Below are 19,788 nucleotides of genomic sequence, written 5' to 3' on the forward strand. Positions count from 1 at the left end.
GGAGCAGTCCGTGTGTGCAAATGTTTAAGCAGCAAAGGCCCAGCTAAAAGGCCGGACCTGTCCACGGAGCGCGTGCACCCCAAAGCAGTTGGCCTGCGGTTTAGCTAAACCGCAGGCCAATGAGAGTTAAGCAGATTTCTTATCGTCGTCTTTGACTTCCTCGAAGTCCGCATCGACAACGTCATCGTCTTTTGCTTCTGCCTGATCTTCGCCAGCCTCGGCAGCTTCGGCATCTGCCTGCGCAGCCTGATACATGGCCTCACCAAGCTTCATGGACGCTTCCGCGAGAGCCTGGGTCTTGGTCTTGATCCCCTCCAAGTCTTCGCCTTCCAAAGCGGCCTTCAGGTCTTCAAGAGCAGTCTCGATTGCGCCCTTTTCGTCTGCACCGACCTTGTCACCATAGTCTTTCAGCGACTTTTCAGTCGAGTGAACCAAGGATTCACCCTGGTTTTTGGCTTCGACAAGTTCCTTACGCTTTTTGTCTTCGTCAGCGTGCGACTCCGCATCCTTGATCATTTGATCAATATCAGCGTCGGACAAACCGCCAGAAGCCTGAATACGGATCTGTTGCTCCTTGCCAGTGCCTTTGTCTTTTGCCGACACATTCACGATGCCGTTGGCATCGATATCGAAGGTGACTTCAACCTGCGGAACACCGCGCGGTGCCGGAGGGATGCCCACCAAATCGAACTGACCCAGCACCTTGTTGTCGGCAGCCATTTCACGCTCACCTTGGAAGACCCGGATCGTAACAGCCGTTTGATTGTCTTCAGCTGTCGAGAAAACCTGGCTCTTCTTGGTCGGAATAGTCGTATTGCGGTCGATCAAGCGCGTGAACACGCCGCCAAGCGTTTCAATACCGAGCGACAGTGGTGTCACGTCAAGCAGGAGTACGTCTTTCACGTCACCTTGCAGAACGCCAGCCTGAATGGCCGCACCCATGGCAACAACTTCATCCGGGTTAACACCCTTATGTGGCTCTTTGCCAAAGAAGTTTTTCACAGTCTCCTGGATTTTCGGCATGCGGGTCATGCCGCCGACCAGAACAACCTCATCGATTTGCCCTGCTGCAAGACCGGCGTCTTTCAGCGCAGCTTTACATGGGTCGATTGTTCGCTTGACGAGGTCCTCAACAAGTGACTCGAACTTCGCGCGTGTCAGCTTCAAGGTCAGGTGTTTCGGTCCAGAGGCATCAGCTGTTATGAACGGAAGGTTGACCTCGGTCTGCGAAGAGGACGAGAGTTCAATCTTCGCTTTTTCAGCAGCTTCTTTCAGGCGCTGGAGAGCCAATTTGTCGTTCTTGAGGTCAATACCCTGTTCTTTTTTGAACTCGGCAGCAAGGTAATCGACGAGAACCATGTCGAAGTCTTCACCGCCGAGGAAAGTATCGCCGTTTGTCGACTTCACCTCAAATACCCCGTCGCCAATCTCAAGGATTGAGACGTCAAAAGTACCGCCACCAAGGTCGTAAACAGCGATGGTTTTACCATCGTTTTTGTCGAGGCCATATGCCAACGCAGCAGCTGTTGGCTCGTTAATGATCCGAAGAACTTCGAGCCCAGCGATCTTGCCGGCGTCTTTGGTTGCCTGGCGTTGCGCGTCATTGAAGTAGGCCGGGACGGTGATCACCGCCTGCGTGACTGTTTCGCCGAGGTAGCTCTCGGCGGTTTCTTTCATTTTCTGCAAAATGAAGGCCGACACCTGAGACGGTGAGTACTTTTCACCGTCGGCTTCTACCCATGCATCGCCATTGCCGCCTTTGACAATTTCGAAGGGCACAAGTTTCTTGTCTTTCTCAACGGTCGGATCGTCATACCGGCGTCCGATAAGCCGCTTGACCGCGAAAAGCGTGTTTGTAGGGTTGGTTACGGCTTGGCGTTTCGCAGGCTGACCAACCAACCGCTCGCCATCGTCGGAAAATGCGACCATGGACGGCGTGGTGCGCGCACCTTCCGCATTTTCAATAACTTTAGCATCTTTGCCGTCCATAACGGCCACGCACGAGTTCGTCGTGCCGAGGTCGATACCAATGACCTTTGCCATATCTGCCTCTCTTTCTAGCAAACCGAGAAGACCCGTTCAGGCATCTTATCGGCTCCTCTTAAAAATTCCGGGATTGCGCCGGACAACACACCAAGTGGAATTAGATTTTGGCGTGAAGCTTAGCCGCTATATAGGTGGATGAAACTTTGCCTGCAAGAGACCAAGTCGCGGACTCTTTGCAAGTTTCAACACCCCTGTAGTGCGGAAGTTGGGCCGACCGGCCGAGGTTTTAGGCTTTTCCGGCGCGCAACCTGCTTCCGGCGTTTACAATACGGTTTCCATTTAATTGCTATTGTTGGTCAGCAAATGGCAATCACACAGGCATTGTTGTGCGATGAAAAACCCTGAGCTTTGGAAGCGTATTTCAGATGCTTCACCCGACCTCGAAAATGTTGCATTCCCGTTTGCCCGGCGGCTTGCACGCGACAACGGGTGGACGGAAAATTTTGCGCAACGCGTCATTTTAGAATACCTGCGTTTTGCCTATCTCAGCAGAATCAGCCATGGAGTTGTTACTCCGAGCGATGAAGTCGATCAAGCGTGGCACCTACACCTAACCTACACAAAACACTATTGGGGACCTTTCGCGCAGGCACTTGGAAGTAGACTTCACCACACACCGACTGTCGGCGGACCGCAACAACGCGCTCATTTTGAAGCCGCTTACAACGCGACACTGGCTCTTTACCGTGACGAGTTTGGGGATCCCCCAGAAGATATTTGGCCTTCGCCTGAAGTCCGTTTCAAAACAGCCCCATTCCATCGGCGCGTTAATACCGATGAATTCTGGGTCATACCGAAGCCGCAGCTCCGAAAACTCCTGGCGGCAATTGCAGGCAGGGTCATTGCCGCGCCTTACGGTTCCAAAACACTGGCTGTACTAGCGGCAACCGCTGCCCTTGGGACAGGAGCAGCGCTTGCACATGGATCTCCAGCTGGCGACACCTGGATCGAGAAATTGACGAACATGGTTTCTCACTGGGTAACCGAACACACCGTCGTGTTTCTCATATGCCTCGCTGCGGCGGCACTGGTTGTTTGGGCCCTTTTCCAGAAGAAGACCAAGGACGGTTCAAGCGGCTGTGGGGGCGGTGGATGCTCGTCCGGGGGCGGCGATTCCGGCTGCAGCGGATGCGGCGATTGAGACAGACCTGATGAGTGCCAGCTCTCCGTTTGACCTTGTCGGCTTTCAATTTCTCCCCGGATATTTTGATCGCCAGGCGCAATCTGCCCTTATCGATGAGATCAGACAGATCGTCGCGACCGCCCCTCTATTTCGGCCCGTCATGCCCAGAACGGGCAAACCTTTTTCGGTCAAGATGAGCAATTGCGGCCCGCTTGGCTGGGTAGCTGATCGAAGTGGCTATCGATATCAACCGCACCACCCGGACACAGGAGCTCCTTGGCCTGAAATGCCCGGTATGCTTTTAGACCTTTGGAACCAACTCGCGCCAAACTCTGCGTCGCCAGAGGCTTGTTTGATCAATTTCTATCAGTCAAATGCGAAGATGGGTTTACATCAAGACCGCGACGAACAGGATTTTACCGCGCCCGTCGTATCCGTATCGCTGGGTGATACAGCCCTTTTCCGGCTAGGCGGTCATGAACGAAAATCACCAACCCGGTCATTGAAACTTCAGTCTGGTGACGTGATTGTTCTGGGCGGCGACGCGCGACTGTCTTTTCATGGCATCGACCGACTTTATCCAAATACGTCCTCCCTCCTGACCAACGGCGGACGCATTAACTTGACGCTCCGCCGTGTAACTTCACCGGCCTTTGACTAAGACACCTCTAGACCGATTTTTCCAACGTATTTTTTGGACAAGAACGCTTCCTGAGCTGCGCGCAAGTCTTGAAGCTTAAAAGTTGCCCCCAGAAACGGACGAATTTCACCGCGCTCGATATAGCCGGCTAGATCCGTGAAGACATTTGCCTCCTGCTTGGTGCAGCCGAAAAATGTCAAATCTTTCAGATAAAGCGTTCGCAGATCTAGTTCGACGATCGGGCCCGCAATCGCTCCGGCAACCGCATACCGGCCGCCCTGCTTGAGACCGTCCAGAAGCTCCGGAAACCTGGAGCCGCCTACAAGGTCGATAATAACGTCAAAGGTGGCAGGCGGTATCGCGTCATTGCGATCCAATGTGTCATCGGCACCCATGCATTTTAAGACCTCGGCCTTGTCTGCAGAAGTCATGGCCGTGACATGTGCGCCCCGGCGCTTGGCAAGCTGAATTGCTGCAGACCCGACACCACCAGACCCGCCTGTGATCAGAACGCGCTCACCGCCAAGACCGCAGCGCTGGATCATGCCCTCCGCTGTTGAATAGGCACAGGGAAAAGAGGCAAGTTCAACGCTGCTCAGATCAGATTCAACGGCGATCGCATCTTCGGAATAGGTTGCAGCGTATTGCGCAAATGCACCATCATATTCCGAACCGAAGGTAACCAGTGGCAAGTGCGTGAACCCTGACTTGGGTGCTTGCATCGGACGCACAATTACGCGCTCTCCGATCCTGTTGTCTAAAACACCACTTCCAACTGCCACAATACGACCACAGCAATCCGCTCCCTGGACCCTCGGAAACTTCAGCGCATCACCCGACCAGCCGCCACTGTCTTCCGCATCTTTAGCGTAGGCCCCACCGGCTCCAGCAGCTGTGTCACCGCGGACAGCTTTTGAGTACCAGCCAATGCGGGTGTTTATGTCGGTGTTGTTGACCGCTGCCGCTTCAACTTTGATGAGGACCTGCTGGGACCCAGGCACCGGGACCGGAAGGTCATCCCGCCACTGGAGACACTCCAGATCTCCGTGTCCCGCAAGCACCATGCCGCTCATTCGCGCTGGAATCTGCATTTCGCCCTTCCTCTTGGTAGAACATTCTTTCTACCTCCTCTGGTAGATTGGACATACTCAGCGGTCAAGGACGAAAAAATGATGGCCGCACCATCGCATTGAAAGCGCCTGAGATCATGCAAAGGCAGGCCGAATCTAAGCGCACCACTCCATTACTGGATGCGGCTTCATTCACGCGCTAGAACACTCCGTTCATTGCCATGGCGGCCAATGAGATCGCGATTATCCAGAGCGCGACCCGCCCGTAGCGGGTATGACGGGCTTCAGCCTTTCCAATCGCTTCGGCAGTTTCACTGTCGAACCTCAATCCCTTATGCGCCATTGATTCAAGCTCTTCCGACAGCCGGCCGATACGGTCGGCAAAAATGGGAAGATCCGATGCGACACGGTTCAGCGCGGATAATCCAATACCGAGATCGCGCAGTTTCCCGGCCGGCCCTAGATGTTGCTCGATCCATTCACGAACAACCGGTTCTGCTGTCGACCACATATCAAGATGCGGATTGAGAGAACGTGCTACCCCTTCGACAACGACCATGGTTTTTTGCAGCATGATCAATTGCGGCTGGGTGCGCATATCGAATAGTTCCGTCACTTCGAATAGCTGTGTGAGCAGGCGGGCCATAGAGATTTCGCTGGCATCCTGCCCGTGTATCGGCTCACCGATGGCTCGGATCGCTTGAGCAAAAACGTCAACATCCTGGTTTGACGGAACATAACCCGCCTCAAAATGCACTTCTGCAACCCGGCGGTAGTTCCTTGTGATAAAGCCGTAGAGAATTTCAGCCAGAAAGCGGCGCTCCTGCGGACTTAGCCGGCCGGTAATTCCGAAATCGACAGCCACCAGAGTACCATCAGGCTCCGCGAACAAATTGCCTTGGTGCATATCCGCATGAAAAAAACCATCTCTTAGGGTATGCCTTAAAAAGCTCTGGATCACGGAAGCGCCCAAAGCGGGCAAATCTTGGCCATCTTGGATCAGACCTAGAACGTCTGAGAGCTTGCGGCCCTCAATCCACTCCATGACCAATACCCCTTTTCCCGTGCGCAGCCAATTCACGGCAGGGACACGGAAACCAGGGTCGCTGGCTGTATTTTCCGCCATTTCGGAAAGAGCCGCCGCCTCAAGACGAAAATCCATCTCAAGTGCAACAGAACGCGCAAGCGTATCTACGATCGCAAGCGGGCGCAGGCGTCGTGAGGCGGGCAGGAACCGTTCCGCCAAACGGGCGACAAGGTAATAGCTTTCCAGATCCTTTTGAAACCGTCTAGAAACGCCCGGGCGCAGAATTTTCACAGCCACCTTGCGCCGGGTTCCGTCACGTTCTTCGATCACAGCAGGATGGACTTGAGCGATCGAGGCGGCGGCAACGGCTCCGCCAAACTCAACAAAGAGCTCATCAATCGGCGCGCCGAGCTGTTCCGCGATTGCGGCTATGGCCTCGTCTTGCGGAAACGCTGGCAAACGGTCTTGCAATGCGGCCAGTTCCTCGGCCGCGTCCTTCCCGACAACATCGGCGCGGGTTGCAAGGAACTGACCCAATTTCACGTAGGATGGCCCAAGCCGGTTAAAAGCATCAGACAGCCTCAAGTCCGCGCTTTTGTCCCTAACAGACCTCCGCTCCAACAATCTGGCAAGCCGAATAGCCAACCGCGGCCCCGGCGGCAAATCAGGCAAATGAGCGAGACCGAACACGCCTTCCCGCGCCATGACGAAGCCTGCTTTGAACAGGCGCAATAAGGGGCGAATTACCAGCGCCATGAATTAGTATTTCCACCCGGAGTGCAAAGCAGCGATCCCGCCTGAATAATTGCGATAAGAAACGCGCTCAAAACCGGCATCACGGATCATTTCAGCGAAGCGGTCCTGATGCGGAAAGTTGCGGATGGATTCGACCAGATAGCGGTATGGATCGCCGTCTCCAGTCACGAGCCGCCCCATCGGCGGGATCACATTGAAGGAAAAGGCATCATAAACCTTGTCGAGACCCGGTACATCAACATCCGAAAACTCCAGGCACAAGAACTTTCCGCCACGCTTCAAGACCCGGCGCGCTTCTGACAGCGCCTTGGGGATGTCGGGTACATTCCGTATCCCGAAAGCTATCGTGTACGCATCAAAGCTTTTGTCCGGAAAAGGCAGATCTTCTGCATTTCCCTGCGTGAACTCGATCTGATCAGTAAGTCCAGCTTTCGCGGCCCGTTCGCGGCCAACGCCGAGCATCGATTCGTTGATGTCGCACACTACCACTTCGATCTGCTCACCGGATTTGCGCACCGCACGCGTGGCGATGTCCCCCGTTCCACCCGCGACGTCCAGCAAGCGCCACGGCCGTGCTTTAGATTTCGGTGGCGCAAGAACAGAAACCATCGCATCTTTCCACAGCCGATGCAGCCCACCCGACATCAGGTCGTTCATGACGTCATACCGATCGGCCACCTTGTGGAAGACATCGTCGACAAGCGCCTGTTTCTGGCCTTCACCCACACTTTGAAAGCCAAAACTGGTCGGCATGTTTTCAGGCGCGCGGTCGGAATTGCGCGATTGAGCCTGCCTGTCCTGCGCCATTAAAAACTCCTCAAAGTCGAAGGCCGGCGCCAATCTGAGGCGCCGCATCCGGATCATCCGGCTATGAATGCGGCGGAACATAGTACAAGCTTAGGCGAAGCGCTATGTTCTCCTGAACAGTTGCGGCAAATGTCGCAGACCGTTGAATCATAACAAGGAGTATCGGTCTTTATGCCAGAGTTGCCGGAAGTGGAAACGGTTCGAAGAGGCCTTATGGCAGTGTTCGAAGGAGCCACGCTGATAAAGGCGGAACAGAATCGCGCAGACCTCCGCTTCCCGTTCCCCAAAGATTTCGTAGCGCGGTTGGAAGGTCATAAAGTGCACTCTTTGGGCCGGCGCAGCAAATACCTTCTTGCTGATATCGAGGCAGATAAAGTTCTCATCATGCATCTGGGCATGTCCGGCTCCTTTCGGATAGAGACCGAGCAAACCAAAAAAATGCCGGGACTTTTTGCTCATACGCGATCAAAGAACGAAAAACACGACCATGTCGCATTTCATCTCGCTCCCCCGAACGCGCCGAATGTGAAGGTGATTTACAACGACCCCCGCCGGTTTGGGTTCATGACCTTGGCAAAGCGCTCTACCCTTGAAACTCACCCGCTCTTTGAAAAACTCGGGATTGAACCCCTTGGGAACGCGCTGAATGGCGCCTTCCTGTCCAAAAGGTTCGCAAACAAAAAAACGCCTCTGAAGGCCGCGCTCCTTGACCAGCGTATCGTCGCGGGCCTTGGCAATATATATGTTTGTGAGGCGTTGTGGCGATCGGGTCTTGATCCACGGCGCTCGGCGAACACGATCTCCGGGCGTAGTGGCAACGGCACCAAAGCAACCGAACGGTTGGCGCACGATATCCGGGCCACCTTGCATGACGCGATTGAAGCTGGCGGCTCATCCCTGAGGGATCACGTTCGCGCTGACGGAAGCCTCGGTTACTTTCAACATACGTTCGCCGCTTATGACCGGGAAGGCGAGCCCTGCAAAAGGCTGGGGTGCGACGGCACGATACAACGGATCGTTCAATCTAATCGCTCGACTTTTTATTGCCCGTCATGCCAGCGGTGACCAATGACTGCTTGCCATATCCAGCGTCTCCTAAACAAGTTGGGAGTTGCCAGCCCCGCCGTCTGTCGGTTAGGCATTTCCGACACTGCCGAAAACGAAACCGCATGGTGGAGCGAATCCGATGGGATATGACAACATCCGCGTAGAAAAACGCGGAAAGGTCGGCTTGATTACTCTTGATCGGCCCAAGGCATTAAATGCTTTGAACTCAGCGCTCATTGGAGAACTGGGTACAGCGCTCGATGCCTTTGAAAAAGATGAGCGTATCGGATGCATTGTTTTGACCGGATCCGAGAAAGCGTTCGCGGCAGGCGCTGACATCAAGGAAATGCAACCCCACGATTTTGCAAAAGCCTATATCGACGATCTTATTACGCCGCTCGACCGGGTCTCGCGCAACAGGAAACCGATCATCGCGGCAGTTGCAGGCTATGCATTGGGCGGAGGCTGCGAACTCGCAATGATGTGTGATTTCATACTCGCGGCAGATACTGCCAAATTCGGTCAGCCAGAAATCACGCTCGGGGTCATTCCCGGCGCTGGCGGGACACAGAGGCTCACCCGTTTTGTCGGAAAATCCAAGGCAATGGAGATGTGCCTGACGGGTCGGATGATGGATGCCGAAGAGGCCGAGCGAAGCGGCTTGGTGAGCCGCGTTATCCCTGCGAACGACCTGCTGGAGGAAGCCTTAAAAGTAGCCGATAAGATTGCAGACTTCTCTTTGCCGGTTGTGATGATGACCAAGGAGAGCGTTGACCGCTCATATGAGACAACGCTGGCTGAAGGCATCCGCTTCGAACGCCGGGTTTTTCATGCCATGTTTGCCTTGGAAGACCAGAATGAGGGAATGACGGCGTTTACCGACAAGAGAAAGCCGCAGTTCACAAATAAATAAATGCTCAGCGGCATTGACGCGATAGAATGTCACGACTATAAGCAGCCACCAATCGGTGGCAGGAGACTGCCGCCGTTCTTGTTTGACCGGGTCTTGATTGCGTCATGCGTAACCGCTCCTGGTCGCAATCGGACTTAAGTTCCATCTACGGATCAGGATTGAGCCCATGGCCAACACACCCTCGGCCAAGAAGGCGGCCCGCAAAATTGCCCGCCGTACGGCCACGAATAAAAACCGGCGCAGCCGGGTGCGGACTTTCCTGCGCAAAGTCGAAGAAGCGATCGCTTCCGGCGATCAAGGCGCGGCAAATGAAGCACTAAAAGCTGCCCAACCGGAAATTATGCGTGCAGCATCTAAAGGCGTCATGCATGCAAACAATGCATCGCGGAAAGTCTCGCGCTTGAACGCCAGAGTTAAGGCGCTTAGCGCATAAAATATTTGCGCACAAACATGATCAAAAAACCCGGCTGAAAGCCGGGTTTTTTTTTAGCCGCGCAATATTGCCGATGGGTAACCCGGCTAACATCTATTGCTCCCTAAGCGCTTTTTGCAATAACCCAGACTGTCAGAATATTTGTCTGTTTTTCAAAGGCTTAAAGACATGACCCCGAGAGGGGTTAACAGGATTCCGGATTCGACATGAGTCAAGAATTTTTTGTTGGTCTTTTTTTCGTACCCGCAAACCAGTCGATACGGTCGACGCAAAGATGAAAAAATCATTGAGACAAAAAGCATTTGGCCCGAGCGCCGAACCCACCGGACCAAATGTGACCCTACGGACGCTTGGGCGAGGAGGCGCTTTTATCGATTTGACCCTGTTGCTCCCGCGAAAGGCGCTGTATATGTTTAACCAGTCGGACGCAGGGACGACAAAAAGCGTAAAACACAAATAAAGATCTGCTTGGACACGAAATGACAAAGTCAACACACCATCGATCTAAGCAAGTGCACTTCCGTAACCGGAACCAATACACTGCTGTATACATATTTTAGTGACACGAGATCTTTCTGATCTCTAATTTCACCCAAAAACCTAGATAAACACAACACAGTGGCATCGCTACTGCAGGGGGACTGTTGTGCAGAATCTACAGAACTACGCAGGTGACATAAGCGTCACCGAGAGCTTTGAAAAGTTGAGTGCAGATGAGGCATCTGTGCTCGTGGATGTTCGTACCCAGGCGGAATGGACTTTTGTGGGAGTGCCGGATTTGCGGGGCATCCGCAAAGAGCCGCTGTTCGTCGAATGGCAGAGTTTTCCACCCATGCCGCCGGTTACCAATTTTGTAGAAAAACTTTCCGCGTTGTTGAACGAAAAAGACCTTGACCAAAGGGCCGCAATCCATTTTCTGTGCCGCTCCGGCGCGCGCAGTCAGGCAGCAGCAATTGCAATGACGCAAGCTGGCTACACCCATTGTTTCAACGTGGCAGGCGGCTTTGAAGGCGGCCTCGACCAGTTGGGACATCGAGGCTCTCAATCCGGCTGGAAGGCCGCCGGCTTGCCTTGGATCCAAAGTTAGTTTTCTGCCTGTGAAGGCAGGTTTAGGCGGAAGCGTCGGCTTCCGCCAACCCCATAACCGTCCCAAAAGGGACATACAAAAGCTGCCAAAAGGCGGCGTAGTGTCGAAGGTGCAGCTGTGGCGGACTGTATCTTCGAGTGACAGGAGGCATAACATGCAGGTTTCGGAGGGTAGCGGCTCTGAACATTGGAACAGGGTCAAGAAACGTCTGCGGGCGGAGCTTGGCGACGATGTTTTTTCCAGCTGGTTCGCGCGAGTTGACCTTGAAGAACACAATGAAGGGACAGTCCGTCTGTCTGTCCCAACCCGTTTTTTGAAGCAATGGATCCAATCAAATTACAATGACCGGCTCATGGGTCTGTGGCAGCGCGAATGCGAAAACGTCCACCGCATCGAATTGACCGTGCGCGGCGCAATTCGCCCTCGGCAAAAGCCAGTCGGCGCAGCTGTCGCTCTCCCGGCGGCGAAGCGGCCTAAGCCTACCGCGAGCGACAACCGCGTTGATGGATTTGCAGATACCAACCCAGTTGCAGCAGCCCAAGCAGCAACAGCTGCCGTTGGACGCGGAGAAACAGCTGAAACCAACCGCGATGTCCTGCAAGGCGCTTCGCTCGATCCAAAATACACCTTTGAAACATTCGTCGAGGGCGATTCCAACGGCCTTGCTCTGGCAGCTGCAAGGCAGGTCGCATCCGGTGGAACGGTCACGTTCAATCCGCTGTTCTTGCATGCAAGCGTCGGGCTGGGAAAAACCCACTTAATGCAAGCCGTCGCATCCAAAGCGCGGGCCTCCGGGCGAAAGGTTTTGTACTTAACGGCCGAACACTTCATGTATCGCTTCGTATCGGCCTTGAAAGCGCAGTCAGCACTCGCATTTAAGGATACATTACGCACAATCGATCTGCTCTTGATCGACGATATGCAGTTTCTCCATGGGAAACAGGTGCAACAAGAATTCTGTCACACGCTCAACGCGCTCATCGATGGCGCGCGGCAAGTGATTGTAGCTGCCGACCGTGCACCTTCGGAGCTAGACACGTTGGACGACCGCGTCCGGTCTCGCCTGTCCGGTGGTCTTGTGGTCGGAATTCACGAGCCGGACTTCACACTGCGCCGAAACATCTTGACTGCGCGGGTAGCTCAATCGCAGCGGACCTACCCAAATTTTGAAGTTCCGGACACCGTTTTGGACTATGTCGCGCGGCATGTTGCATCTTCCGGCCGCGACCTGGAAGGCGCATTGAATCGCCTGGTCGCACACAACCAGCTGACCAATCAGCCGATCACCCAGGAAATGGCAGAGATGACCCTCCGCGATCTGGTCCGGTCCAGCGAACCGCGACGGGTAAAGATCGAAGACATCCAGCGCATCGTGTCGAAGCACTATAATGTCACCAAGGCGGATCTTCTATCAGCGCGCAGGACAAGAACAATTGTGCGCCCCCGTCAGATCGCCATGTACTTGGCAAAAGTCATGACACCTCGCTCATTGCCGGAAATTGGCCGCCGCTTCGGCAATCGGGATCACACAACGGTTCTGCACGCGGTACGAAAAATCGAAGAATTGGCACGGGCTGATCATGCGCTGTCGCAAGAGCTGGAATTGCTGAAACGCATGCTGGACGCCTGAGCAAAAAACTCTATGAAAAGAGGGGCGTCCATTCGGGCGCCCCTCTTGCATTTCCGGTCTGATCCGGGCAGTGTCTTCGCCCCGCTGCGGCAACGTGCAGCTCTGTAGTTTCATTCAGCCGGGTCTTCTTCCGGCACCTCACGAGTATGGATCTAGCGTATGAAAGCGACCCTCGAGCGGACCGATCTCCTAAAGTCCCTGACCCACGTTCACCGGGTGGTCGAACGCCGGAACACTATTCCCATCCTGTCAAACGTTTTGCTGCGCGCCGAAGATGGCGCCTTGCGGCTAAAGGCTACCGATCTCGATCTCGAAGTTCTTGAAACCATCCCTGCGATGGTGGAAATGCCCGGAGCTACAACAATTCCGGCACATATGATTTATGACATTGTGCGCAAGCTTCCCGATGGGTCCCAGGTCGTGCTGGAAACCACTGGCGACAACGCAACTTTAGAGCTGCGTGCCGGCCGGTCGCGGTTTACCCTACAAATGCTGCCGGAAACCGATTTCCCTGATTTGACGACAGGTGATTTCACCCATGGCTTCACTCTGACCGCGGCCGACGTCCGCAAGCTTATTGACACAACGCAGTTTGCTATTTCAACCGAGGAAACTCGCTACTATCTGAACGGCATCTATCTTCATGCCGTTGAAACCGGCGAGGGGCAGCGCTTCCGGGCAGTTGCGACCGATGGACACCGCCTGGCTCAGGCAGAAGTTCCGGCTCCAAGCGGCTCCTCGGGCATGCCCGGCATCATTGTGCCGCGCAAAACCGTCGGGGAAATTCAAAAACTTCTGGAAAGCCCGGAAGCTGACGTTCAAATCGAACTTTCCGAGACGAAAATCAGGGCAACCACCGGCCCTATTGTTTTGACCTCCAAATTGATCGACGGCACATTCCCAGATTACGGCCGCGTTATTCCACAAGGCAATGACAAGGAAATGCGGGTTGACCGGGACGAGTTCAAAGAAGCTGTCGACCGCGTCTCAACAATTTCGTCAGAACGCGGACGCGCTGTAAAACTCGCCCTGAGTGACGGTCGAATGGTACTCACGGTCAACAACCCAGACTCGGGCAGCGCAACCGAGGAATTGGCAGTCGAGTACAGTGCCGAACCTCTCGAGATCGGCTTCAACTCACGATATCTTCTTGATATCGCCAATCAATTGTCGAGCGACACTGCATTATTTCGCCTGGCGGATTCAGGTTCACCGACACTGATCCAGGACAACTCGGTCGATGATTGCTTGTTTGTTCTAATGCCAATGCGCGTGTGACCGTTCAAAGGCACTTGAGATGACAGGTACGGCAGCGGCGCTCATTACCCGGCTGACGCTGTCCGATTTTCGCAACTATCGGCATCTGGATATTCAGTTCAGCGCCAGGCTCTCAGCATTTGTCGGCGACAACGGCGCTGGCAAAACGAATGTACTGGAAGCAATTTCCTTTTTGACTGCCGGCCGCGGTATCCGGCGCGCCGGACTTTCCGACATTGCCCGCCATGCTGGAAGCGGTGGCTGGAGTGTTGCCGCCAGACTGGCAGGCGAATTTCTTGAGACCCGGATCGGCACTGGCTTCACCCCTGGCGAGGCTGGCCGGAAAGTTCGGATCGATGGCGCGGATGCAAGATCCACAGAAGCCCTTCTGGACCACGTCCGAGCGCTCTGGCTTGTCCCCAGTATGGACGGACTCTTTTTGGGGCCCGGTTCTGATCGGCGCAGGTTCTTGGACCGGCTTACGCTCTCGTTAGACCCGGCTCACGGCCGCCGGGTCGGCGATTTTGAAAAAGCACTTCGAAACCGTAACAAGGTGTTGGAGCAAGGGGCGCCAGACGCTTATGCAAACGCAGTTGAAACCCAGGTCGCCGAGCTTGGCACGGCGGTTTCCCTTGCGCGAAGGGAAACCACAGCTCTGCTGACCTCTGCCCTTTCTGCTCAATCCAAAATCGCGAACGCATTTCCGAGCGCGGATGTTGTGCTGGCCGGTGAATTCGAAACTGAATTCGAAGGCGCAGCAGCCTCTGACATCGAAGACGCATATAGAACCGCGCTACAGACAACCCGCCGCCGCGATCAAGCGGCCGGACGCACGCTGTTTGGGCCTCATCTGAGCGACCTAAAGGTTCACCACCGCGAAAAACAGATGCCTGCGAGCAAATGCTCAACCGGGGAGCAAAAAGCGCTATTGATTGGTTTAATCCTGGGCCATGCAGGCCTCACCAAATCCATGACCGGCTCGCCTCCGGTCCTGCTTCTCGACGAAGTGGCTGCCCACCTTGATCCAAACCGGCGCGAAGCATTGTTCGAAAAGCTCCATGCAATGGGAGGACAAGTTTTCATGACGGGCACCGACGCCGGCCTTTTCGAGGCTCTGCCCGCATCTGGTGAAATTTTCAGCATCGACAATTCTCGTGCCCGATTGCTGAAATCGTCAAACCACCCTTAAAACCGCCGAAGTTTCATGGTTTTTCCACGACTATGATACCCGTTTTCACGGCGCTGCAGCGCCGTGGTTGAACGAGCTGAACAACCCCGTATAACGGGGTGTTAAATTACAGACCGATTGGTGATTGATTCGCATGAGCGATACTTCCGTGCCTGATTCCGTTCCCACCCCAGATGGCGAAGAAGCTGTCTATGGCGCCGACTCGATCAAAGTTCTGAAAGGACTGGACGCGGTCCGGAAACGCCCGGGCATGTATATTGGCGACACCGACGATGGATCTGGGCTCCACCACATGGTCTATGAGGTCGTGGACAACGCCATCGATGAAGCACTTGCGGGCCATGCCGATCATGTGACGGTCACCCTCAACGCCGACGGTTCCGTAACTGTTTCTGATAATGGGCGAGGTATCCCGACCGACCTTCATGCTGAAGAGGGTGTATCGGCAGCCGAAGTGATTATGACCCAGCTGCACGCCGGGGGAAAATTCGACCAGAATTCCTACAAAGTTTCGGGCGGCCTTCACGGTGTCGGCGTGTCTGTGGTCAATGCACTTTCGACGAAGCTTGATCTCAGGATTTGGCGGGATGACAAAGAGCACGTCATCAGTTTTGCTCATGGAGATGCAATCGGCCCGCTGGAGGTCGTTGGTCCGGCGAATGGCAAGAAGGGCACGGAAGTCACTTTCCTGCCCTCTCCAGAGACTTTCACAAAAATCGACTTCAACTTTGCAACTCTTGAACACCGGCTCCGTGAACTGGCTTTCCTGAATTCAGGCGTCCGGATCATCCTGACCGACAAACGCGGTGTTGAAGATGTCGTGGAAGAGCTGTTCTATGAAGGTGGGCTTGAGGCTTTCGTCCGATATCTCGATCGCGCCAAGCATCCGCTCATCGAAACCCCCATCACAGTATCGTCGGAACGCGACGGCATTACGGTTGAAGCCTCAATGTGGTGGAATGACAGCTACCACGAACAGGTACTGTGCTTCACCAACAACATCCCACAACGCGACGGCGGGACGCATCTAGCAGGCTTTCGCGGAGCCTTGACCCGTCAGGTAACAGGCTACGCTGACAGCACGGGCTTGCTAAAAAAGGAAAAGGTGACGGTTACCGGAGACGACTGCCGCGAAGGCCTGTCATGCGTCCTTTCAGTGAAAGTTCCAGACCCCAAATTCTCGTCTCAAACAAAAGACAAGCTTGTATCTTCAGAGGTGCGACCAGTTGTTGAAAACCTGATTTCATCTGCCTTGGCTGACTGGTTTGAGGAAAACCCCGCTCCTGCGCGCGCGATCGTATCCAAAGTAGTCGAGGCAGCGTCCGCGCGTGAGGCCGCACGCAAGGCGCGCGAGCTAACACGGCGCAAAGGCGCTTTGGATGTAGCGTCCTTGCCTGGAAAACTTGCGGACTGCCAGGAACGGGATGCTTCCAAAGCCGAATTGTTCCTAGTGGAGGGTGACTCTGCTGGCGGCTCGGCAAAACAGGGCCGTCACCGGGAAAATCAGGCAGTATTGCCACTGCGAGGAAAGATCTTGAATGTGGAGCGTGCGCGTTTCGACAAGATGTTGTCTTCGAACGAGATCGGCACGCTGATCACCGCCTTGGGTACTGGTATCGGCAAAGAAGAGTTCAACATTGAGAAGCTGCGCTACCACAAAATTATCATCATGACGGATGCTGACGTTGACGGCGCACATATTCGCACACTGCTTCTGACATTCTTTTTCCGGCAAATGCCAGATCTGATTGAGAACGGCTATGTTTATATCGCCCAGCCTCCACTTTATAAGGTTAAACGCGGTCAAAGCGAGCAATACCTCAAGGACCAGGAAGCTCTTGAGCGCTATCTTGTTTCCAGTGGTTTGGAAGACAGCTCGCTGACACTTGCGAACGGAGAAGTGCGCACCGGCGAAGACCTGAGGTTGGTTCTTGAAACAGCTAGAACCATTTCTGGCATCTTTGATGGTCTTCATTCACGCTATAATCGGGACGTCGTGGAGCAGGCCGCGATTGCCGGAGCACTAAGTCCGGAAACACTCGACGATCCGGCAAAAAGCGACGAAGCTGCAAGCTACATCGCCCGCCGCCTCGATATTCTAGCCGAAGAATTCGAAAGAGGCTGGACAGGTGAAGTTCAGGACGATGGCACGCTTCTGTTTAAGCGTACTGTGCGCGGTGTTGAAGAAGCTGCGATTATCGATCCGGCTCTTTTGTCTTCTTCCGATGCACGGCGGCTCAATGGATACGCCGAACATCTTCAAGAAGTTTATGGGAAAGCGGCAACCCTTCGTAGAAAAGACATGTTAACCGAAGTACGCGGACCCCGAGCGCTGCTCGATCAGATTTTTGCGTATGGGCAAAAGGGCATTTCGCTTCAACGCTACAAGGGACTTGGCGAGATGAACCCAGATCAGCTCTGGGAAACCACGCTCGACCCGAACGCGCGGTCGCTCCTGCAGGTAAAAATCCGCGAGGCGGACGATGCAGACGACATATTCACTAAACTGATGGGTGACGAAGTCGAACCACGGCGCGATTTCATCCAGGACAACGCCTTGAGCGTTGCAAACTTGGATATCTAGTCAAAAAACCCGGCCGACAAATCGGTCGGGTGTTATTATGTGATGCTTTTCGGGACGTTTCGATTTCCCGCGCCGGGCCATGGGATGGCGCGGCCAAAATAGTGCCCTTGGCCGGCATCAATCCCGATTTCTGACAGCTGATCCGCCTGTTCCTGTGTTTCAACGTGCTTTGCAATAAGGCGGATGTTTAAATCGTGTGTGGTCTGAACCAGACTGGCCAAGATTTTTGCTTTTGCCTCATTTGACAGGGCTGGTCCGGTCAAAGACGGATCAAGCTTTATCCAGTCCACCTTCAATTCAGTAAGTCGCGATAATACGGGCCAATGCCCCCCAAAATCGTCGATGGCTGTTTGGCAACCGAGTTCAGTCGCTAACTTGAAAAAAGCTTCGATGGACGCGGGTTCCCGCAAAAAGTCACGTTCAGAAATTTCCAAGCAAATACGTGCCGCAAGAAGGGGATTGGTTTCTAGCCGCATCTTGAGAACGTCGCAAAAATGCTCATCCCTGGCGGACTCTGCGGATACGTTTACAGTCAGCCAACTTCGTCCCCTCTCTTCGTCAGCAGCATCCAGAACTTTGTCTAATATCCAACTATCGACCTTAGAAATATATCGATTGCGAGCTGCTGCAGACAACAACGCGCGCGGAGAGATTGAGGCTGATGCTGTAACTTTCACCCTCAGCAAAATTTCCTGAGCGAAAGGCCTTCGTGTCCCCAGCCAGATAACTGGCATGGCATAGAGCGAAAGATCTTGAGCACGAAGCCGGTCTGGTTCCGGAGCGTCTGCGTGTGGGCTCTTTTGATTGTTGCCGCTATCTTCAAATATCCGGATTGAAATCGACCTCCCACCTGATCTCTTGCCGCAAAGACATGCTTCATCAGCAAATTTCAGCACTCCGGATGCAGTGGTTTTTGAGGAGACGTCCAGCTCGCGCACAAGCGCAACACCGATAGAGCCCCCGATAGTAAAAACGCGGTCATCGACATTGAGCCGAATGTTTAACAATGCGTCCAGAAACTCCTGTGCCTTTGCAAGTGCACATTCTTCACTATCGACAAGGCTCAAAAAGCATGCAAATTCGTCACCGCCAATCCGGCCCGCAGCCCCGTGCTCCGGCAGAATACTATCCAAGGCTGAACCGACCAGGCGCAGCATGGTGTCACCCGCATCATGGCCGCCGAAATCATTTACTTTTTTGAACTCGTCCAAATCTATATAAAATACACCCAAGCCATTGCCCGCATCGGCCCGCATAGCTTCCAGCTGACGATCAAGCGCTCCCAAGAAAGCACGTCGATTTAAAAGATCGGTGAGAGGATCAAGGTTCGCAAGCCGCTTGTATTCTTCCACCTCATCGGGCGCGTCGACATTTTGGCGCAGAACCGCCATAATATGGGATGAAGCCTCGGTTTCAGATGCCATATGAACTAAGCGAACTTCAGTCGTCTGGCCTGATGCACCACCGGTCAATTTTTGAGGGAATTCACTTCGCACATGAAGCGTTGCTGGTCCCTTCTGCCGGCAGTTCTGAATGGCGTTTTCCAACTCGGAGCCATCAATCGGGGTGCCGATCACGAACTCGAGCTTGTTTTGAATTGCACCAAGCTCTTCGTCTGCTTCAAAAACGAGCACTTCATCCGGGAAATGCGACAATAGTCGTTCAGGGGGTAAGTAAGGAGCACGCTTCACCGTTTCGTGGCGCGGCCAATCAACCTGCAGAAGAACAACTCGTTCTGTTCCGACCTTGAACTCCAAAGGTTCACAAAACAGCTCGGACGCCATCAAAGAGCCATTTGTAAAATATACTCCGCCCTCGACATGCGTATGAGCGCCACCAAGCGCCGCAACGAGTGCGGATTGCAGCTTGCGTGCGCTCTCTGCAGTCAAACTGCTGAAAAGACTCATAGCTTTGACATCTGCAACACCTTTTGGGATACGCCGGCTAAATGCTTGATTGCAAGCAAAGATCTCTGAAGACGCAGCCACGAACGCCGCAGCACGGGGCAGTACTTCTAGCAGTGAGGCATATAGCTCGGGAACTGCATCATGCCGTGCCGGTGCACGATCCCCTGAATGAGGCAACAGCATTCCATGTCTGTTTTGCAACAGAACACCCCCATGAACATTTTAGATTTTATGAGTCGCTTTGTTGAATAGCGCCCACTACTAATAATTAC

The 19,788-nt window shown here is 54.1% G+C and carries 15 protein-coding genes; 10 read left to right on the forward strand and 5 right to left on the reverse strand.

Annotated features, from left to right (window positions below; translation table 11 throughout):
• Positions 1-126: 126 nt before the first annotated feature.
• On the reverse strand, positions 127-2,043 hold the full coding sequence (gene dnaK / locus JM93_RS12410; protein ID WP_145343787.1) for a molecular chaperone DnaK: 1,917 nt from the start codon (positions 2,041-2,043) through the stop codon (positions 127-129).
• A 334-nt stretch (positions 2,044-2,377) separates the two neighbouring features.
• Here dnaK and JM93_RS12415 point away from each other — a divergent pair, with 334 nt between their 5' ends.
• Both JM93_RS12415 and JM93_RS12420 read left to right on the forward strand, forming a co-directional pair.
• Positions 2,378-3,187 (forward strand): glycine-rich domain-containing protein, encoded by an 810-nt coding sequence (locus JM93_RS12415; protein WP_145343789.1) that lies wholly within the window; start codon positions 2,378-2,380, stop codon positions 3,185-3,187.
• Between the two features lie 10 nt (positions 3,188-3,197).
• Positions 3,198-3,830, forward strand: coding sequence for an alpha-ketoglutarate-dependent dioxygenase AlkB family protein (locus JM93_RS12420; protein WP_145343790.1), 633 nt, complete (start codon positions 3,198-3,200; stop codon positions 3,828-3,830).
• Here JM93_RS12420 and JM93_RS12425 read toward each other — a convergent pair.
• The 3 genes from JM93_RS12425 to ubiE form a co-directional block, all read right to left on the reverse strand.
• A complete protein-coding gene (locus tag JM93_RS12425; RefSeq protein WP_145343792.1) occupies positions 3,827-4,900 on the reverse strand; it encodes a zinc-binding dehydrogenase in 1,074 nt (357 codons plus the stop codon). The two genes, JM93_RS12420 and JM93_RS12425, sit on opposite strands and share 4 nt — an antisense overlap.
• 178 nt (positions 4,901-5,078) lie before the next feature.
• A complete protein-coding gene (gene ubiB, locus JM93_RS12430) occupies positions 5,079-6,662 on the reverse strand; it encodes a 2-polyprenylphenol 6-hydroxylase (protein ID WP_145343794.1) in 1,584 nt (527 codons plus the stop codon).
• A gap of 3 nt (positions 6,663-6,665) precedes the next feature.
• Complete coding sequence (gene ubiE / locus JM93_RS12435) at positions 6,666-7,469, reverse strand: bifunctional demethylmenaquinone methyltransferase/2-methoxy-6-polyprenyl-1,4-benzoquinol methylase UbiE (protein ID WP_145343931.1); 804 nt, start codon at positions 7,467-7,469, stop codon at positions 6,666-6,668.
• A 171-nt stretch (positions 7,470-7,640) separates the two neighbouring features.
• On the opposite strand from ubiE, the gene mutM reads away from it, so the two are divergent.
• The 8 genes from mutM (at position 7,641) to gyrB (ending at position 17,609) form a co-directional block, all read left to right on the forward strand.
• Positions 7,641-8,534 carry a bifunctional DNA-formamidopyrimidine glycosylase/DNA-(apurinic or apyrimidinic site) lyase gene (mutM, locus tag JM93_RS12440; protein ID WP_145343796.1) on the forward strand — a complete coding sequence of 298 codons (894 nt, stop codon included), beginning with the start codon at positions 7,641-7,643 and terminating at the stop codon, positions 8,532-8,534.
• A 121-nt stretch (positions 8,535-8,655) separates the two neighbouring features.
• Positions 8,656-9,429 carry an enoyl-CoA hydratase gene (locus tag JM93_RS12445; RefSeq protein WP_145343798.1) on the forward strand — a complete coding sequence of 258 codons (774 nt, stop codon included), beginning with the start codon at positions 8,656-8,658 and terminating at the stop codon, positions 9,427-9,429.
• A 166-nt stretch (positions 9,430-9,595) separates the two neighbouring features.
• Positions 9,596-9,862, forward strand: a complete 267-nt coding sequence (gene rpsT / locus JM93_RS12450; RefSeq protein ID WP_145343800.1) for a 30S ribosomal protein S20 — start codon at positions 9,596-9,598, stop codon at positions 9,860-9,862.
• Between the two features lie 646 nt (positions 9,863-10,508).
• Positions 10,509-10,949 (forward strand): rhodanese-like domain-containing protein, encoded by a 441-nt coding sequence (locus JM93_RS12455; RefSeq protein WP_208995136.1) that lies wholly within the window; start codon positions 10,509-10,511, stop codon positions 10,947-10,949.
• A 154-nt stretch (positions 10,950-11,103) separates the two neighbouring features.
• Positions 11,104-12,579, forward strand: a complete 1,476-nt coding sequence (dnaA, locus tag JM93_RS12460; RefSeq protein ID WP_145343802.1) for a chromosomal replication initiator protein DnaA — start codon at positions 11,104-11,106, stop codon at positions 12,577-12,579.
• A gap of 159 nt (positions 12,580-12,738) precedes the next feature.
• Positions 12,739-13,857: a DNA polymerase III subunit beta gene (dnaN, locus tag JM93_RS12465; RefSeq protein ID WP_145343804.1), complete on the forward strand. Its 1,119-nt coding sequence runs from the start codon at positions 12,739-12,741 to the stop codon at positions 13,855-13,857.
• 19 nt (positions 13,858-13,876) lie between these two features.
• Positions 13,877-15,025, forward strand: coding sequence for a DNA replication/repair protein RecF (recF, locus tag JM93_RS12470; protein WP_145343806.1), 1,149 nt, complete (start codon positions 13,877-13,879; stop codon positions 15,023-15,025).
• 133 nt (positions 15,026-15,158) lie between these two features.
• On the forward strand, positions 15,159-17,609 hold the full coding sequence (gene gyrB, locus JM93_RS12475; protein ID WP_145343808.1) for a DNA topoisomerase (ATP-hydrolyzing) subunit B: 2,451 nt from the start codon (positions 15,159-15,161) through the stop codon (positions 17,607-17,609).
• A 35-nt stretch (positions 17,610-17,644) separates the two neighbouring features.
• Here gyrB and JM93_RS12480 read toward each other — a convergent pair whose 3' ends face one another.
• A complete protein-coding gene (locus JM93_RS12480) occupies positions 17,645-19,516 on the reverse strand; it encodes a bifunctional diguanylate cyclase/phosphodiesterase (RefSeq protein ID WP_170230637.1) in 1,872 nt (623 codons plus the stop codon).
• Positions 19,517-19,788: the final 272 nt, after the last annotated feature.

The organism is Roseibium hamelinense (assembly GCF_007830545.1).
In the GTDB taxonomy this organism is placed as follows: Bacteria; Pseudomonadota; Alphaproteobacteria; order Rhizobiales; family Stappiaceae; genus Roseibium; species Roseibium hamelinense.

Excerpts from the sequence above, each read along its gene's own strand:
- dnaK (WP_145343787.1), bottom strand. The coding sequence starts at position 2,043 with ATGGCAAAGGTCATTGGTATCGACCTCGGCACGACGAACTCGTGCGTG.
- JM93_RS12415 (WP_145343789.1), top strand. The coding sequence starts at position 2,378 with ATGAAAAACCCTGAGCTTTGGAAGCGTATTTCAGATGCTTCACCCGAC.
- JM93_RS12420 (WP_145343790.1), top strand. The coding sequence starts at position 3,198 with ATGAGTGCCAGCTCTCCGTTTGACCTTGTCGGCTTTCAATTTCTCCCC.
- JM93_RS12425 (WP_145343792.1), bottom strand. The coding sequence starts at position 4,900 with ATGCAGATTCCAGCGCGAATGAGCGGCATGGTGCTTGCGGGACACGGA.
- ubiB (WP_145343794.1), bottom strand. The coding sequence starts at position 6,662 with ATGGCGCTGGTAATTCGCCCCTTATTGCGCCTGTTCAAAGCAGGCTTC.
- ubiE (WP_145343931.1), bottom strand. The coding sequence starts at position 7,469 with ATGGCGCAGGACAGGCAGGCTCAATCGCGCAATTCCGACCGCGCGCCT.
- mutM (WP_145343796.1), top strand. The coding sequence starts at position 7,641 with ATGCCAGAGTTGCCGGAAGTGGAAACGGTTCGAAGAGGCCTTATGGCA.
- JM93_RS12445 (WP_145343798.1), top strand. The coding sequence starts at position 8,656 with ATGGGATATGACAACATCCGCGTAGAAAAACGCGGAAAGGTCGGCTTG.
- rpsT (WP_145343800.1), top strand. The coding sequence starts at position 9,596 with ATGGCCAACACACCCTCGGCCAAGAAGGCGGCCCGCAAAATTGCCCGC.
- dnaA (WP_145343802.1), top strand. The coding sequence starts at position 11,104 with ATGCAGGTTTCGGAGGGTAGCGGCTCTGAACATTGGAACAGGGTCAAG.
- dnaN (WP_145343804.1), top strand. The coding sequence starts at position 12,739 with ATGAAAGCGACCCTCGAGCGGACCGATCTCCTAAAGTCCCTGACCCAC.
- recF (WP_145343806.1), top strand. The coding sequence starts at position 13,877 with ATGACAGGTACGGCAGCGGCGCTCATTACCCGGCTGACGCTGTCCGAT.
- gyrB (WP_145343808.1), top strand. The coding sequence starts at position 15,159 with ATGAGCGATACTTCCGTGCCTGATTCCGTTCCCACCCCAGATGGCGAA.
- JM93_RS12480 (WP_170230637.1), bottom strand. The coding sequence starts at position 19,516 with ATGAGTCTTTTCAGCAGTTTGACTGCAGAGAGCGCACGCAAGCTGCAA.